At 39.5% G+C, this 13,771-nt stretch carries 14 protein-coding genes; all 14 read left to right on the top strand.

Annotated features, from left to right (window positions below):
• Window positions 1–14: 14 nt before the first annotated feature.
• The gene (locus IGJ37_RS05810; protein ID WP_010818374.1) at window positions 15–839 is read left to right on the top strand and encodes a formate/nitrite transporter family protein; all 825 of its coding nucleotides are present in this window, start codon (window positions 15–17) and stop codon (window positions 837–839) included.
• Complete coding sequence (locus tag IGJ37_RS05815) at window positions 829–1,410, top strand: hypothetical protein (protein WP_002384574.1); 582 nt, start codon at window positions 829–831, stop codon at window positions 1,408–1,410. The genes IGJ37_RS05810 and IGJ37_RS05815 overlap by 11 nt, the downstream gene beginning before the upstream one ends.
• Complete coding sequence (locus IGJ37_RS05820; protein WP_002357722.1) at window positions 1,398–1,886, top strand: NAD(P)H-dependent oxidoreductase subunit E; 489 nt, start codon at window positions 1,398–1,400, stop codon at window positions 1,884–1,886. Before IGJ37_RS05815 ends, IGJ37_RS05820 begins: the two co-directional genes overlap by 13 nt.
• Window positions 1,887–1,897: 11 nt before the next feature.
• A complete protein-coding gene (locus IGJ37_RS05825) occupies window positions 1,898–3,196 on the top strand; it encodes a complex I 51 kDa subunit family protein (RefSeq protein ID WP_194928167.1) in 1,299 nt (432 codons plus the stop codon).
• 2 nt (window positions 3,197–3,198) lie between these two features.
• Complete coding sequence (gene fdhF / locus IGJ37_RS05830) at window positions 3,199–5,919, top strand: formate dehydrogenase subunit alpha (RefSeq protein ID WP_207491286.1); 2,721 nt, start codon at window positions 3,199–3,201, stop codon at window positions 5,917–5,919.
• A 17-nt stretch (window positions 5,920–5,936) separates the two neighbouring features.
• The gene (locus IGJ37_RS05835) at window positions 5,937–7,139 is read left to right on the top strand and encodes a molybdopterin molybdotransferase MoeA (protein WP_325814782.1); all 1,203 of its coding nucleotides are present in this window, start codon (window positions 5,937–5,939) and stop codon (window positions 7,137–7,139) included.
• A gap of 718 nt (window positions 7,140–7,857) precedes the next feature.
• The gene (gene moaC, locus IGJ37_RS05840; RefSeq protein WP_002360420.1) at window positions 7,858–8,367 is read left to right on the top strand and encodes a cyclic pyranopterin monophosphate synthase MoaC; all 510 of its coding nucleotides are present in this window, start codon (window positions 7,858–7,860) and stop codon (window positions 8,365–8,367) included.
• Window positions 8,364–9,338 (top strand): GTP 3',8-cyclase MoaA, encoded by a 975-nt coding sequence (gene moaA / locus IGJ37_RS05845; protein ID WP_080296903.1) that lies wholly within the window; start codon window positions 8,364–8,366, stop codon window positions 9,336–9,338. Before moaC ends, moaA begins: the two co-directional genes overlap by 4 nt.
• Before the next feature lie 2 nt (window positions 9,339–9,340).
• Window positions 9,341–9,775: an MOSC domain-containing protein gene (locus IGJ37_RS05850; protein ID WP_002357714.1), complete on the top strand. Its 435-nt coding sequence runs from the start codon at window positions 9,341–9,343 to the stop codon at window positions 9,773–9,775.
• Window positions 9,768–10,250 (top strand): MogA/MoaB family molybdenum cofactor biosynthesis protein, encoded by a 483-nt coding sequence (locus IGJ37_RS05855; RefSeq protein WP_033917974.1) that lies wholly within the window; start codon window positions 9,768–9,770, stop codon window positions 10,248–10,250. The genes IGJ37_RS05850 and IGJ37_RS05855 overlap by 8 nt, the downstream gene beginning before the upstream one ends.
• Window positions 10,251–10,253: 3 nt before the next feature.
• Complete coding sequence (locus tag IGJ37_RS05860) at window positions 10,254–11,225, top strand: molybdopterin-binding protein (RefSeq protein WP_002369467.1); 972 nt, start codon at window positions 10,254–10,256, stop codon at window positions 11,223–11,225.
• A gap of 18 nt (window positions 11,226–11,243) precedes the next feature.
• Window positions 11,244–12,044, top strand: a complete 801-nt coding sequence (gene modA / locus IGJ37_RS05865; RefSeq protein ID WP_252671696.1) for a molybdate ABC transporter substrate-binding protein — start codon at window positions 11,244–11,246, stop codon at window positions 12,042–12,044.
• Between the two features lie 8 nt (window positions 12,045–12,052).
• The gene (modB, locus tag IGJ37_RS05870) at window positions 12,053–12,724 is read left to right on the top strand and encodes a molybdate ABC transporter permease subunit (protein ID WP_002357709.1); all 672 of its coding nucleotides are present in this window, start codon (window positions 12,053–12,055) and stop codon (window positions 12,722–12,724) included.
• Window positions 12,721–13,725: an ATP-binding cassette domain-containing protein gene (locus IGJ37_RS05875; RefSeq protein ID WP_010709397.1), complete on the top strand. Its 1,005-nt coding sequence runs from the start codon at window positions 12,721–12,723 to the stop codon at window positions 13,723–13,725. Before modB ends, IGJ37_RS05875 begins: the two co-directional genes overlap by 4 nt.
• Window positions 13,726–13,771 lie beyond the last annotated feature (46 nt).

Here is a 13,771-nt window from a genome sequence, read left to right on the forward strand (position 1 = left end):
AAGGAGGAATCGTAATGGATTTTTTCAGTAGTGAAGAAATAGTTGCAAGCTTAGGTGATAAGGCAAAAATGAAAGGGGAATTATCGTTTGTTCGACTCTGTATTTTAGGCATCATGGCTGGTTTTTGTATTGCACTGGGTTACTTGGCGTTTATTCGTATCACTGGAACTGCCCCCACAGAATGGGGAAGTTTTAACAACTTTCTGGGTGGAGCTTTATTTCCAGTTGGATTGATAGCGCTTACTTTTGTTGGTGGTGAGTTAGCAACAGGCAATATGATGGTAATGACATTAGGCGTATTACAGAAAAAGGTTCGAGTGGGCGCTCTTTGTTATAACTGGCTAGTTGTTTTATTGACCAATTGTCTAGGCGGATTTCTTGTGGCGTATTTATTTGGCCATATTGTTGGGTTAACTGAAGGTGCGTTTCTGGATAAAACAGTCGCAGTTGCTCAGGCGAAAATTGCTGATCCACCGATAGTTGCTTTTGTTTCAGGGATTGGCTGTAATATTTTTGTTTGTTTAGCGGTTTATCTCGGAGCGTTGGCAAAATCATATTTAGGTAAAATGTTTGGCTTATGGTTTCCTGTCATGGTTTTCGTTGTTTGTGGGTTTCAACACGTGGTCGCCAATGCGTTTATTATTCCAGCGGCAATTTTTTCACAAAGTACCACAATCAGTTGGTGGGATTATTTGCAGAATACATTATGGGTATTTTTAGGCAATGCAGTAGGTGGCAGTCTTTTTATGGCCGTACCATTGATCTTTATGACAAAACCAGCAACTGTCAAACCAAGAGTTGAGAAAACGATTCAGACGGAGGAGCTCTATGGCAATTGAGGTACCAAATATGATTCAAATTGGATCTACTGGTCGGAATAGTGGCAAAACGACATTAGCCGAAGCCCTTATTAAACAGTACCAAGAAATCTATCCAATTTATGGCTTGAAGATTATTACGATTAGTGGTCAACGAGGGGTGTGTCAACGAGGCACAAAGGGATGTGGAATTTGTACCAGTATTACAGCTGGTTATGAATTAGTAGAAGAGAAAGAGACGATTGGCAATAAAGATACCATGAAATTATTAGCTGCAGGCTGTCAAAAAGTTTTTCTATTGAAAGTTTTTCAAGAAAATTTGGCGGAAGCCATTCAGCAATTTCTGAAAGCTGTGCCGGCCCAAGCATTAATCATTTGTGAATCAAATTCATTACGTAATGTTGTGCAGCCAGGACTATTTCTTATGATGAATAACCAGAATCGCCAAAAAGAATCAGCAAAAAAAGTCATAGATAAAGCCGATTTTTGTTTACTATCTGCTGAAATACCAAAAGAATTGCGTATCTATTATCAAGGAGAACAACTTCAAGTTTCACTAAAAGGGGGGAATAAAAAGGAATGTGTGCATTAAGCTTAATTGAAAAAGAAGCGATTATTCTAGAAAACGATGCTGATCCACAACGAATTTTAAATATTTTAATTGAATTACAATTTGCTTCAGAAGAAGGGTATATCGATCAGGAGACAGCTCAATTAGTTGCAGAGCATCTACATTTAACGGAAGCGCGAGTCTATGAAATCGTCAGTTTTTATGCCATTTTAAAGACGGAACCGCAAGCGAAGTATGTCTTGAAGATTTGTAACAGCACACCGTGTCATTATACTGGTGGGGCGATGGTTGCCGAAGTTTTAGAAACCATTTTAGAAGTGCCAGAGAATCAGCCGACACCAGATGGCTTATTTATGTATCACAGTATTCCTTGTATCGGGGCTTGTGATTTAGGTCCAGTAATTAAAATTAAGGACACCGTTTTTAGTCAACTAACAGAAGAGAAAATTTATCAATTAATTCAACATTTACAAAATGATTGCTATGAAGGACTGTAGGAGGTGAGTCAATGCTTAAGAGAAACCAACCAATGTTATTAGAGAGAATGGGAAAAATGCAATCTGCGACCGATGTTGCTGAATATTGTAAATACGATGGATTTGATGGTTTAAAAAGAGCAATTTCACTATCGGATGAAGAAATTTTAAACGAACTGGATGTTGCTCACTTAAGAGGTCGCGGTGGAGCAGCCTATCCTTTAGGAAAAAAATGGCGCCATCTTTATCATGCAAAAGGAACCACAAAGTACATTGTTTGTAATGCTGATGAAGGCGAACCAGGGACCTTTAAGGATAAAGTACTTTTATCTGAAGATCCATTGAGTGTGATTGAAGGAATGATCATTGCTGGTTATTTATTTTCAGCAAAAGCAGGTTATATTTATATGCGAGGAGAATATCGCAGAATCCAAAAAACATTTCAAGAAGCACTGGATAATGCACGACAAGCTGGCTTTTTAGGGGAAAACATTTTAGGAATTGAAGGATTCAATTATGATATTACGATTATTTCTGGTGCTGGCGCCTATATTTGTGGGGAAAATTCAGCACTTTTAAATTCAATTGAAGGAAAAACGGGGCGGCCGCGTGTCAAACCACCACACTTAGCAGATGTTGGTTTATATTTGCAACCAACATTAGTGAATAATGTTGAATCATTTGCAAGTGTTCCCGTAATTTTACGAGAAGGTGGACAAGCCTTTTTAGAGATGGGTACTGCCGATGGTGGCGGCACAAAGCTAATTTGTTTGTCTGGACATATTAAAAATCGGGGCTTATACGAGGTCAACCTTGGAACACCATTAGAAGAAATAATTTATGGCGAGCAATACGGCGGAGGCTCTGCAACTGGTCGAGCATTAAAATTTATTCACTTCGGTGGACAATCCGGTCCAATTGGTGCTGTCGCAACGTTAAGGGATTGTTTGTATTCCTACGAAGATTTATGGGCCCATGACTTATCTGTCGGCTCTGGTGCAATTGTAGTAATGGATGATTCAGTCAATGTTGTGGACTATTTAGTACACGTGGCGGACTTTTTTGCTCATGAGTCCTGTGGTAAATGCACCCCTTGTCGATTGGGAACAACTAGGATTTTGGAATTATTGAGTAAATTCAATCGGAACGAGGCAACAGCTAGTGATTTGCCACGATTGGAAAAGATGCTCACACATGTCACGCGATTATCAGCTTGTGGTTTGGGCCAATCCGTCGCAAATCCAATGAAGAGTGCATTGGCTTTGTTTCCAGAAGAATTTGAAACGACTGCTGAAACAGAAATTTATGCCACCAGCAAAGGAGGTTGGTAAAAATGAAAACAAAGTTGCATACGCAAACAGTTACGTTGTCTATTGATAACCAAGAAGTAACTGTGCCTAAAGGGACTACTATTCTCGAAGCAGCGAAAGGGCTAGGTGTTGAAATTCCAACGCTCTGTCATTTAAAGGAATTAGCACCTGATGGTTCTTGTCGGATGTGCGTGGTTGAGGTGGAAGGCGGCCGACGTGGTGGCTTAACAACTGCTTGTACGGCACATTGTCAAGAGGACATGGTTGTGGCAACACATTCTGAAAAAGTTGCTGATTCCAGACGTTTTATTCTTGATTTATTATTGAGTAATCATAAATTAGACTGTTTTTCTTGTGGAAAAAACGGGGATTGTCAATTACAACAGTATGCGCTAGATTATGGGATTGATGCCACTAGCTTTACCGAGGGAAAAAGAATGCCTTGCCATCAAGAAGATACCAGTAATCCATTTTTCTCTTATGATCCAGAAAAGTGTATCATGTGTCGTCGTTGTGCCCGTGTCTGTCAATTGCGGCAGGGAAGAGATGTACTTAGTATTGCTAATCGTGGCTTTGAAACAAAAATGATGCCGAGTTATGGGCAGGCGTTTGATCAATCTATCTGTGAATCATGTGGCAATTGTGTCTCTTCCTGTCCTACAGGTGCGTTAACAGCAAAAGATACGAAAGAGTACCGCAAATGGGAAACCCAGAAAATCCCTACAACTTGTCCGCATTGTGGGACAGGCTGTCAGATGAATTTACTCGTTAAAAATAATCGTTTGGTGGGTGTTGAACCCCTGGATGGACCAGCTAATAAAAATTTACTTTGTGTGAAAGGAAAATTTGCTTCATATAAATTTGTTGGGTCAGGAGATCGCTTAACGGAGCCATTAATTAAACGGAATGGGATTTTTGAACCTGCTTCTTGGGAAGAAGCCTTAGCGCTTGTTTCGTCAAAATTTAACGAAATTAAAGCAGAAAACGGCGCGGATGCTCTTGCCGGTTTTTCGTGCTCTAGAGCGACAAATGAAGATAATTATGTCTTTCAAAAAATGGTGCGTGCTGCTTTTGGTACCAATAACGTTGATAACTGTGCCCGTGTTTGTCATTCGGCTTCGGTCCATGGTTTAGCCCAAACCTTAGGCTCTGGTGCGATGACTAATCCTATTGCTGATATCACTGAAGATGTCGACATGATTTTATTAGTAGGTTCCAATCCAGAAGAAGCTCATCCAGTTATTGGTGCGCAAATTCGCCAAGCTGTCCAAAGAGGAACGCAAGTTGTTGTTGTTGACCCGCGGAAAATTAACTTAGTGAAGGATAGTGCACTGCATTTACAAGTTCAGGCGGGAACGAATGTCGCATTTGCTAATGGCATGATGCATGTGATTTTGAAAGAAGGTTTAGCAGATCGCCACTTTATTGAAGAACGGACAGAAGGATTTTCAGATTTAGAAAAAATGGTGGCTGATTATACGCCGGAAAAAGTCGCAGAAATTTGTCATATTCATCCAGAAGATCTAATTCAAGCAGCACGCATGTATGCAAAAGCAGAAAAAGCACCAATCATTTATTGTTTAGGCGTAACGGAACATTCGACAGGAACTGAGGGTGTTATGAGTATGTCTAATTTGGCAATGTTGGTTGGTAAAGTTGGAAAACCTGGCTGTGGTGTCAATCCTTTGCGAGGTCAAAATAATGTTCAAGGTGCTTGCGATATGGGCTGTATGCCTTATGATTTCCCAGGCTATCAAAAAGTCAATAATCCAGAAGTAATCGACAAATTTGAAAAAGCTTGGCATGTGCCGTTAAATCGAAACACAGGTTTAACTTCTACTAAAGTCTTGCCAGCAGCAGCGGCAGGAAACGTCAAAGGCCTTTATATTTTTGGAGAAGATCCAATTGTTACGGATCCAGACACAGGACATGTTCGTCAAGCTTTAGAAAGTTTAGACTTTTTAGTTGTTCAAGAATTATTTATGACAGAAACGGCTGCTTATGCAGATGTCGTTTTACCAGGCATCAGTTATGCAGAAAAAGACGGGACATTTACAAATACAGAACGGCGCGTGCAAAGAGTTCGTAAAGCTGTTGAACCAAGAGGACAAGCGCGAGAAGACTATGAAATTTTTTGTGAAGTCATGACACGAATGGGCTATCCTTGTGCGTATGAATCTGCAAAAGAAATTATGAAAGAAATTTCAGCTGTGACGCCTTCGTTTGGTGGAATTAATTATGAACGATTAGAGAAGGAGAGCTTACAATGGCCTTGTCGTAGCTTGACAGATCCAGGTACGCCGATTATGCATGTGGGCAGTTTTGCTCGTGGGAAAGGTTTATTTAAAGCAATTCCGTATAAGCAAGCACAAGAATTACCAGATGAAGAGTACCCGTATTTAATGTCGACAGGCCGAATGCTTTACCATTACAATACCCGAGCAATGACAGGACGAACGGAAGGGATTAACCAAATAGCGAATCACTCTTATATTGAGATAAATGCAGTCGATGCACAAGCTCTGGGAATCCAAGAAGGTGACAAAGTTGAAGTTCATTCTCGACGTGGCAAAATCGAAACCTATGCGGCTGTCGGAAATCGAGTATTTCCGCAAGAAGTCTTTATGACATTCCACTTTCCAGATGGGAATGTTAACGAAATCACCAATGCTGTATTTGATGATATCGCCACAATTCCTGAATATAAAGTTTGTGCCGTTGCGATTAAACCAGTGAATAAATAAAAAAGGATGGTTAAAACATGATCGAGTTGGAAGAAGCACGAGAGAAAATGACCCAACATATGAAGAGTCAATGTGAAACAGAAGAAGTGGCGCTGCTTGATTCCTTGGGACGGATTAGCGGAGAAACCATTTTTGCAGAGACAGCGATTCCTCATTTTCCTCGTGCCGGGATGGATGGGTATGCCGTTCGTGCAGTAGAAACACGAGGTGCGACTGCTGAAAGCCCAAGTTGTTTAAAAGTCGTCGGTTCTTTAGTGGCAGGGGATTCCATGTTTTATTGTAATCAGACGAATAACTGTGCGATTAAAATAACAACAGGTGCTTTTATTCCAACCGATTTTGATGCTGTAGTGCCACAAGAATGGACGGATTTTGGGCAAGACCATGTTAAAATTTTTCGCTCTGTCACTGCGGGCCAAAACTATGCGGAAATTGGAGAAGATATTGCTTTTCAGCAAAAAATTTTAGCAAAACATCAACAGATTAATAGTCGCATGATTGGTCTGTTGGCAATGCAAGGGATTGATAAAGTTGTTGTATTGAAGCGCATGAAGGTGGGGATTTTAACGACAGGTAGTGAGTTAGTTTCTTTGGAAGAACCGCTGTCAGTTGGGAAAATTTATAATAGTAATCTCTACATGTTAGCAGCTTTTGTCAAAGCGAGTGGCAATGAAGTAATCCACCTAGACCATTGTTCAGATGACCCTGAAGAATTAGCGAAGAGGCTGATTGAGATTTCACCAAAACTTGATTTATTAATTACTTGTGGTGGTGTTTCGGTAGGTGAAAAGGACAATTTACCTTTAGCGATTAAACGTATCGGAGGAACAGAGTTGTTTCATTTTGTAAATATGAAACCTGGAGCCCCAGTTATGGGAAGTCAATTTCAAGAAACACTCATTTTAAGCGTTTCAGGCAATCCGTTTGCGGCAATGGTTAATTTACATCTTTTTTACTGGACATTATTAGCTACTTTTTTTAATTGTGTCGAGTTAAATCTCAAGGAACGAACAGTAATTTTAGCGCATGAATTAGCCCCCAGTAGACTACGTCGATTTTACCGAGCGAAAGAAATAGATGGCACAGTAAATTTAGTGACAAAAAGTCATCTTTCATCCAATTTATCAAATACTTTAGAAACAAATTGCCTGCTAGAACAACCAGCTGGTGTACTACTCAAAAAAGGCGCGCTTGTAAAAGTCTATTATTGGCAAACTTGATGACAACCTGACCTAAGATTAGTATGAAAGTAAAAGCCTGGAACAAAAATCACTTTGGATTTTTGTTCCAGGCTTAAAAATTGATAAACGGCGGGAACAGAAGCAACACTACGCGTTGCTCCGATCTCAACAACTTCTAAGGTGTTTTCTCGACATGCGTCTCGTCACAGTACAGCCTTCAAAAGAGCTACAGCTCTAAGAGTTGCGATGTTTCACTGTGAAGCATGAACAGATGAAATCATCGTACCTACTTGGTGAAGGTCCTTCGGAAATAAGCCGAAATTGTTGAGAATCACGAAGAACGTAGTGATTCGATGATGAACAATACCTACTTGGTCTCCAAAAATTAAAGAACACCGGGTAGGTATCATGCAACATCAATTCGTACCTCGTTGTGTTTTATGACAATTTTCGGAAATTTCTTCTTATTGCTGAGAAACACTATTTGCAAAGCAAATAGATGTTGAACAGTACCTACTTGGTTCTCGGAGTTAAGCACTTCTGTCCCGACCTCTTATTGCTTATCAAGTTTTAAGACTTAGACAAAAGTCTGGTCAGGCTAAGCGAATCACGTAATTTTTGTCGCTTAACATTTTTAACTTCGATTTCTCACTAAAAAAAATTATGGATGCCAGATTGTTTTTTTGATGCAAGAGTGATACACTTGAAAAAGAAGTATTGTGTAAACGTTAACAAATGTCAAATGTGAGGTGGAGAAATGGTTCAAAGTAAGGAATTTACGCACTTGAATACACAAGGAGAAGTGCATATGGTTGATATTTCGGAAAAAAATGACACTCAAAGAACAGCCCTCGCTTATGGAGAAATTCACATGTTGGAAGCGACAGCAGAAGCGATCCAGACCCAAATGATTAAAAAAGGTGAAGTATTACAGGTAGCAAGAGTCGCTGGGATTACCGCGGCAAAACGAACGTTTGAATGGATTCCTTTGTGTCATTTGGTTGCTTTGACAAAGTGTGAAATTCAGTTTAATTGGCGCAATCAAACTTGTTTAGAAGTACGTTGCTTTACAAAAACAGTGGGTTCAACTGGCGTTGAAATGGAAGCGCTAACAGGTGTGCAGGCAGCACTCTTAACAATTTATGACATGTGTAAAGCAATTGATCGCGGAATGACAATGACAAACATTGGTTTATTAGAGAAAAATGGTGGACGCAGTGGTCATTTCATTCGTTCTTCAATTAAATCAAAGGAAAGTGATGAGTGAACAGCATGAAAGATGCATTTAACCGTGAAATTGATTATGTTCGTTTGTCTTTAACAGATCGTTGTGACTTACGTTGCACGTATTGCATGCCAGCAACAGGTCTTTGCTTTTTAAAAAAAGAGCAGCTTCTAACAGATGATGAGATTATTTTTTTATTGAGGATACTAGCGAAAGAAGGCATCAAAAAAGTTAAATTAACAGGTGGTGAACCGCTTGTTAGACCGAATTTACTCTCTTTAATTAAAAGGATAAAGCAAATCTCAGGCATCGAAAAAGTAACCCTAACGACTAATGGCATGAAGTTAGCTCGTGAGGCTCAAGGGTTAAAAGAGGCGGGCTTGGACGGCATTAATATTAGCTTAGACACTTTGGATCCAGAAGAATTTCGAGAAATAACAAGAGTTGGTCAGTTAAGGAATGTTCTGGCGGGCTTAGAACAAGCGATTGATGTGGGATTACCTAATATCAAAATTAATACTGTAGCTAGGAAAGAGCTAAGTGAAGCAACAATTGTAGAACTGGCTGAAATCGCTAAGAAAGAGACTGTGCATCTTCGTTTCATTGAAATGATGCCAATTGGATTAGGGAAGGAGCATCCAGGTAAGCAACAAGAAGAAGTAGAAGACATTTTAACTAAACATTATGGAACGTTACAACCATACCAAAAACCATTGGGCAATGGCCCTGCTAGTTATTACGCCTTAAAAGATTTTAAAGGAAAAATAGGTTTTATTAGTGCATTAGGGCATTGTTTTTGCGAGACGTGCAATCGGATTCGAATTACTGCAGACGGTCATTTAAAAACGTGCCTGCATTCTGCAGACGGCTACTCGTTAAAGGAAGCTTTAGCTATGGAACAAACAGCAGAATTGTTAGGGATTATCAAGAGTGGCATTGCCTGCAAGCCTGAAAAACATCTTTTCATGGAACAACAAGGAGAACAACGATTTATGTCACAAATAGGAGGGTAAGTATGAAAACAGGAGAAATTATTGCAATAAATATTAGCCCGCGAAGAGGCACACAGAAAAAGGAAATTCCTGAAGTCAACTTAATTAAAGGCTTTGGATTAGAAAATGATGCGCACGGCGGGAATTGGCATCGACAAGTCAGTTTGTTATCTTTTGAAGAAATAACGGCTTTCAATGAAAAAGGAGCTCGGGTTGGCAATGGTGCTTTTGGGGAAAACATAATCGTCTCAGGGATTGATTTACGTCAATTACCTGTTGGAACGAAAATGAAAATAGGCGATTCCGAATTGGTGGTTACTCAAATTGGGAAAGAGTGCCATAAACACTGTCAGATTTACGCGCGAGTGGGCGATTGCATCATGCCTAGAGAAGGAATCTTTGCAGTCGTTGTGACAGAAGGTCATATTAAAAAAGGAGACCAGTTAGACGTTGTTTAAAGTGGGCATTGTAACATTAAGTGATCGTAGCTTTCAAGGGCTTGCTGTCGACCAATCGGGTCCCTTGATTCGTGAACAGTTACCTGCGCTCTACCAGGTAACCAAACAAACCATTTTACCAGATGAAGAAAATCAATTAGTAGAGCTATTGCAAGAGTGGTCTAAGACCTGTGATTTGATTTTAACGACAGGCGGCACAGGGTTGAGTGAACGGGATCGGACCCCAGAAGCTACCTTACGTGTAGCAGAGCGAATCATTCCTGGGATCAGTGAGGGCTTGCGTCAACTTAGCTTGGAAAAAACACCATTTGCTATGTTAAGTCGAGGCGTTTCTGTTCAAAGAGGACGCACGCTCATTGTTAATTTGCCTGGTAGCCCGAAAAGTGTAACAGAACATTTGCATTTTTTGTTGCCTGTTTTGCCCCACGCTTTGGATTTAATCACAAATAAAAAAATCATACATGATGAGGAATAAACCATGAAAACAATTCGAACAGAAGAGGCAGTTGGCCTTCCATTGAGTCATGATATTACGCGAATTGACTATGGGAAGACCAAGGAAGTGTGTTTTAAAAAAGGACATATAGTTGTTCAAGAAGATATTCCAATTCTTTTATCATTAGGGAAAAAACATCTGTTTGTTTCCTTGGATCCAGCAGAAATACATGAAGAAGAGGCAGCGACATTTTTGTATAACCTGTTAACAGATGACTCATGTCAGCCGAGTGAAGTCCATGAAGGAAAAATTGTTGCTAAAGCTAGCACGAGAGGCCTTTTAAAAGTCAATCGAGAAAAATTAATTGCTTTAAATGAAATTGAAGGTCTCGCCTTGTCAACTAAAATTACCAATATAGAAGTTCAGAAAGATGAAAAAGTTGCAGCCTTTCGAGTGATTCCACTAACAATTTCTAGAGGGCAATTAGAAAAGGCACGCCAGCTCAGCACGTCTGAGCCACTAATCTCTGTGAAACCTTTCAAAAAAATACGGGTCGGGATTGTAACTACTGGCAGTGAAGTTTACACAGGATTGGTTGAAGATGCTTTTTACCCTGTGTTAAAAGCCAAGTTCTCCGCGTATCCTTTAGTTACGATTGTCAAGCAAGAAATTGTCGATGATCAGCCGCAAAAAATTACTGTTGCGATCAAAAAGATGTTAGCACAAGGGCTTGATCTGATTGTTTGTACAGGTGGTATGAGTGTAGATCCTGATGATTTGACACCGTTAGCAATTAAGCAGACAGGTGCTGAAATCGTAACCCATGGGACACCAGTCTTACCAGGCTCAATGTTTTTGCTAGCTTATAAAGGAGAGCAAACGATCATTGGCTTACCAGGTGGTGTTTTATTTTCAGAAAAAACGGTTTTTGATTTGTTGTTACCAAGATTAATGGCCAAAGAAGTGATTAAAAAATCTGAAATTATTGACTTGAGTTATGGCGGGTATTTATAAAAGAAAAGAGGCGTTCAAATGTCTAAACAAAAAAAGACTGTGTTCTTGCTTAGTTTATTCAGTTTAGTTGCCCTAATTGCTGCATGTACAAATCAGCCGCAAAAAGAAACAGTTTCAACAAAAAAAGAAGAAATAACCCTTGCGGCAGCAGCTAGCTTAGAATCAGTCATGGAGAAGAAAATTATTCCAGCCTTTGAAAAAGAGCATCCAGATATTCAGGTAACTGGAACCTATGATAGTTCTGGAAAATTACAGATGCAAATTGAAAAAGGCCTAAAAGCCGATGTATTTTTCTCGGCTTCGACAAAACAAATGAATGCATTGGTTGCAGAAAAACTAATTAATAAGAAAAGTGTCGTTCCTTTATTGGAAAACCAGCTCGTTCTAATTGTACCTAACCAAGATAAAGCAAAATGGCACGATTTTTCTGATTTAAAAAAAGCCCAAATGATAGCAATTGGTGATCCTGCAAGTGTTCCAGCTGGTCAATATGCCGAAGAAGGCTTAAAAGCTTTAGGCGCTTGGTCTTATGTAGAAAAACACGCAAGCTTTGGCACGAATGTAACAGAAGTCCTTGAATGGGTGGCTAATGCAAGTGCAGAAGCTGGCTTGGTTTATGCGACAGATGCAGCAACCAATTCAAAAGTAGCGATTGTTGCGGCCATGCCTGAAGCTGCTTTGAAAAAGCCAATTATCTATCCAGTTGGTAAAGTTGCCGCCTCTAAGAAACAAAAATCAGCAGATGCTTTTTTAAATTTTTTACAGAGTCAACAATGCAGAAAATATTTTGAAAATATTGGCTTTAAGTTAATAAAGTAGGTGGGAAAATGGATGTTCGACCAATTCTTTTATCTTTTCAGACAGCAATAATCGCCATTTTATTTACTTTTGTTTTAGGAACAGGCGTTGCGTATATTGTTTTTCGTTTGAAAAATCGTAAATTAAAAATTCTTTTGAATAGTTTATTTACGTTGCCATTAGTTTTACCGCCGACTGTTTTTGGTTTTTTTCTCTTAACTATTTTTGGTGTTCAGCAACCAGTGGGCCAGTTTTTACTTGATTTTTTTGCCATTCAAGTTGTTTTTTCATGGCCAGCTACGGTTATTGCTGCCGTTGCTGTTTCATTTCCTTTAATGTATCGTTCAGCCTTAACGGCGTTTGAACAAATGGATAGTGAATTGTTGGCGGTGGCCCAGACACTCGGGTTTTCGGAAAGTCGATATTTTAGAAAAATTGCGTTACCTTTGTCGATGAACGGTCTCTTGGCCGGTGGCGTGTTAGCCTTTGCCCGTGGGTTAGGCGAATTTGGAGCGACGACAATGTTAGCAGGGAATATTGCTGGCAAAACAAGAACGCTTCCTTTAGCTATCTACTCTGCTGTAGCAAGTGGGGATTGGCGCTTAGCCAATCAATATGTTGTGATTATGTTATTACTTTGCCTGATTATTTTATTTTTTACGGAATTTTTTAGTCAGCGCGCTTGGAGAAGATCGGAATGAGATTAATTGTTGATATTCAAAAAGAATTGAAAAGTCATACTTTGCAAATTCAGTTTGAAACAAAGACGCAAACAACAGGAATTTTAGGTGCTTCTGGTTGTGGCAAGAGTATGTTATTAAAATGTATTGCGGGTGTTGAGACTGCGGATAAAGGTCAGATTGTTTTAAATGATCAAGTCTTATTCGATGCTGAACAAAAGATCAATTTGTCGCCGCAACAACGAAAAATTGGTCTTTTGTTTCAACAGTATGCGTTGTTTCCTCATTTGTCGGTAGTAGAAAATCTGACGTGCGTGACAAAAGATTTACAATTGGTCACTCAATTGCTTGCATCTTTTCACTTAACTAAAGTCCAACAACAATATCCTAGTCAACTTTCTGGAGGACAAAGACAGCGAGTGGCTTTTGCGCGAATGCTAGCGGCTCAGCCGGCTTACCTGTTATTAGATGAGCCATTTTCCGCATTAGATGCACCCTTAAAGGAAGAGCTGCAAATTGAACTTCAACAGCGATTAAGTAATTTAAATCAACATGCCTTAATTGTGAGTCATAGTTTAGATGAACTGTATAAGTTATGTCAGAGTTTAGTGATAATCACAAAAAACCAAACACTTTTTGGTGCAACAAATCAATTATTTAATCAACCTCAAACGATTGAAGCAGCTAAACTCACTGGTTGTAAAAATATTTGGCCTGTCAAACGCATAGATGCGCACAGAGTCCAAGTGATTGGCTGGCAACAAACACTAACGGTTACACAAGAAGTTCCTATTTCTTGTCATTCTATTGGAATTCGGGCCCATGATTTCACAACAGAACCGCAGGCAACCAATCAGATCGAAGTGCATCACTTACAAACATTGTCAGCACCTTTTGAACAAAGTGCTTGGTTTCAACACCAACAAACCAAAATTTGGTGGAAAGGCAGCAATAGACTCAATCCGAAAGTTATTACTCAGTTATCCATTCCACCTACAGCAATTATGCCATTATGTCTATAAAATAGAAAAAGATTACGTGAAGCGGTTGACATATGATTGCATCTTC

Origin of the sequence: Enterococcus sp. AZ104 (assembly GCF_050546705.1) — a bacterium.
GTDB lineage: Bacteria > Bacillota > Bacilli > Lactobacillales > Enterococcaceae > Enterococcus > Enterococcus faecalis.

Coding starts and splice junctions, on each gene's coding strand:
- IGJ37_RS05810 (WP_010818374.1), top strand. CDS start 15: ATGGATTTTTTCAGTAGTGAAGAAATAGTTGCAAGCTTAGGTGATAAG.
- IGJ37_RS05815 (WP_002384574.1), top strand. CDS start 829: ATGGCAATTGAGGTACCAAATATGATTCAAATTGGATCTACTGGTCGG.
- IGJ37_RS05820 (WP_002357722.1), top strand. CDS start 1,398: ATGTGTGCATTAAGCTTAATTGAAAAAGAAGCGATTATTCTAGAAAAC.
- IGJ37_RS05825 (WP_194928167.1), top strand. CDS start 1,898: ATGCTTAAGAGAAACCAACCAATGTTATTAGAGAGAATGGGAAAAATG.
- fdhF (WP_207491286.1), top strand. CDS start 3,199: ATGAAAACAAAGTTGCATACGCAAACAGTTACGTTGTCTATTGATAAC.
- IGJ37_RS05835 (WP_325814782.1), top strand. CDS start 5,937: ATGATCGAGTTGGAAGAAGCACGAGAGAAAATGACCCAACATATGAAG.
- moaC (WP_002360420.1), top strand. CDS start 7,858: ATGGTTCAAAGTAAGGAATTTACGCACTTGAATACACAAGGAGAAGTG.
- IGJ37_RS05850 (WP_002357714.1), top strand. CDS start 9,341: ATGAAAACAGGAGAAATTATTGCAATAAATATTAGCCCGCGAAGAGGC.
- IGJ37_RS05860 (WP_002369467.1), top strand. CDS start 10,254: ATGAAAACAATTCGAACAGAAGAGGCAGTTGGCCTTCCATTGAGTCAT.
- modA (WP_252671696.1), top strand. CDS start 11,244: ATGTCTAAACAAAAAAAGACTGTGTTCTTGCTTAGTTTATTCAGTTTA.
- modB (WP_002357709.1), top strand. CDS start 12,053: ATGGATGTTCGACCAATTCTTTTATCTTTTCAGACAGCAATAATCGCC.
- IGJ37_RS05875 (WP_010709397.1), top strand. CDS start 12,721: ATGAGATTAATTGTTGATATTCAAAAAGAATTGAAAAGTCATACTTTG.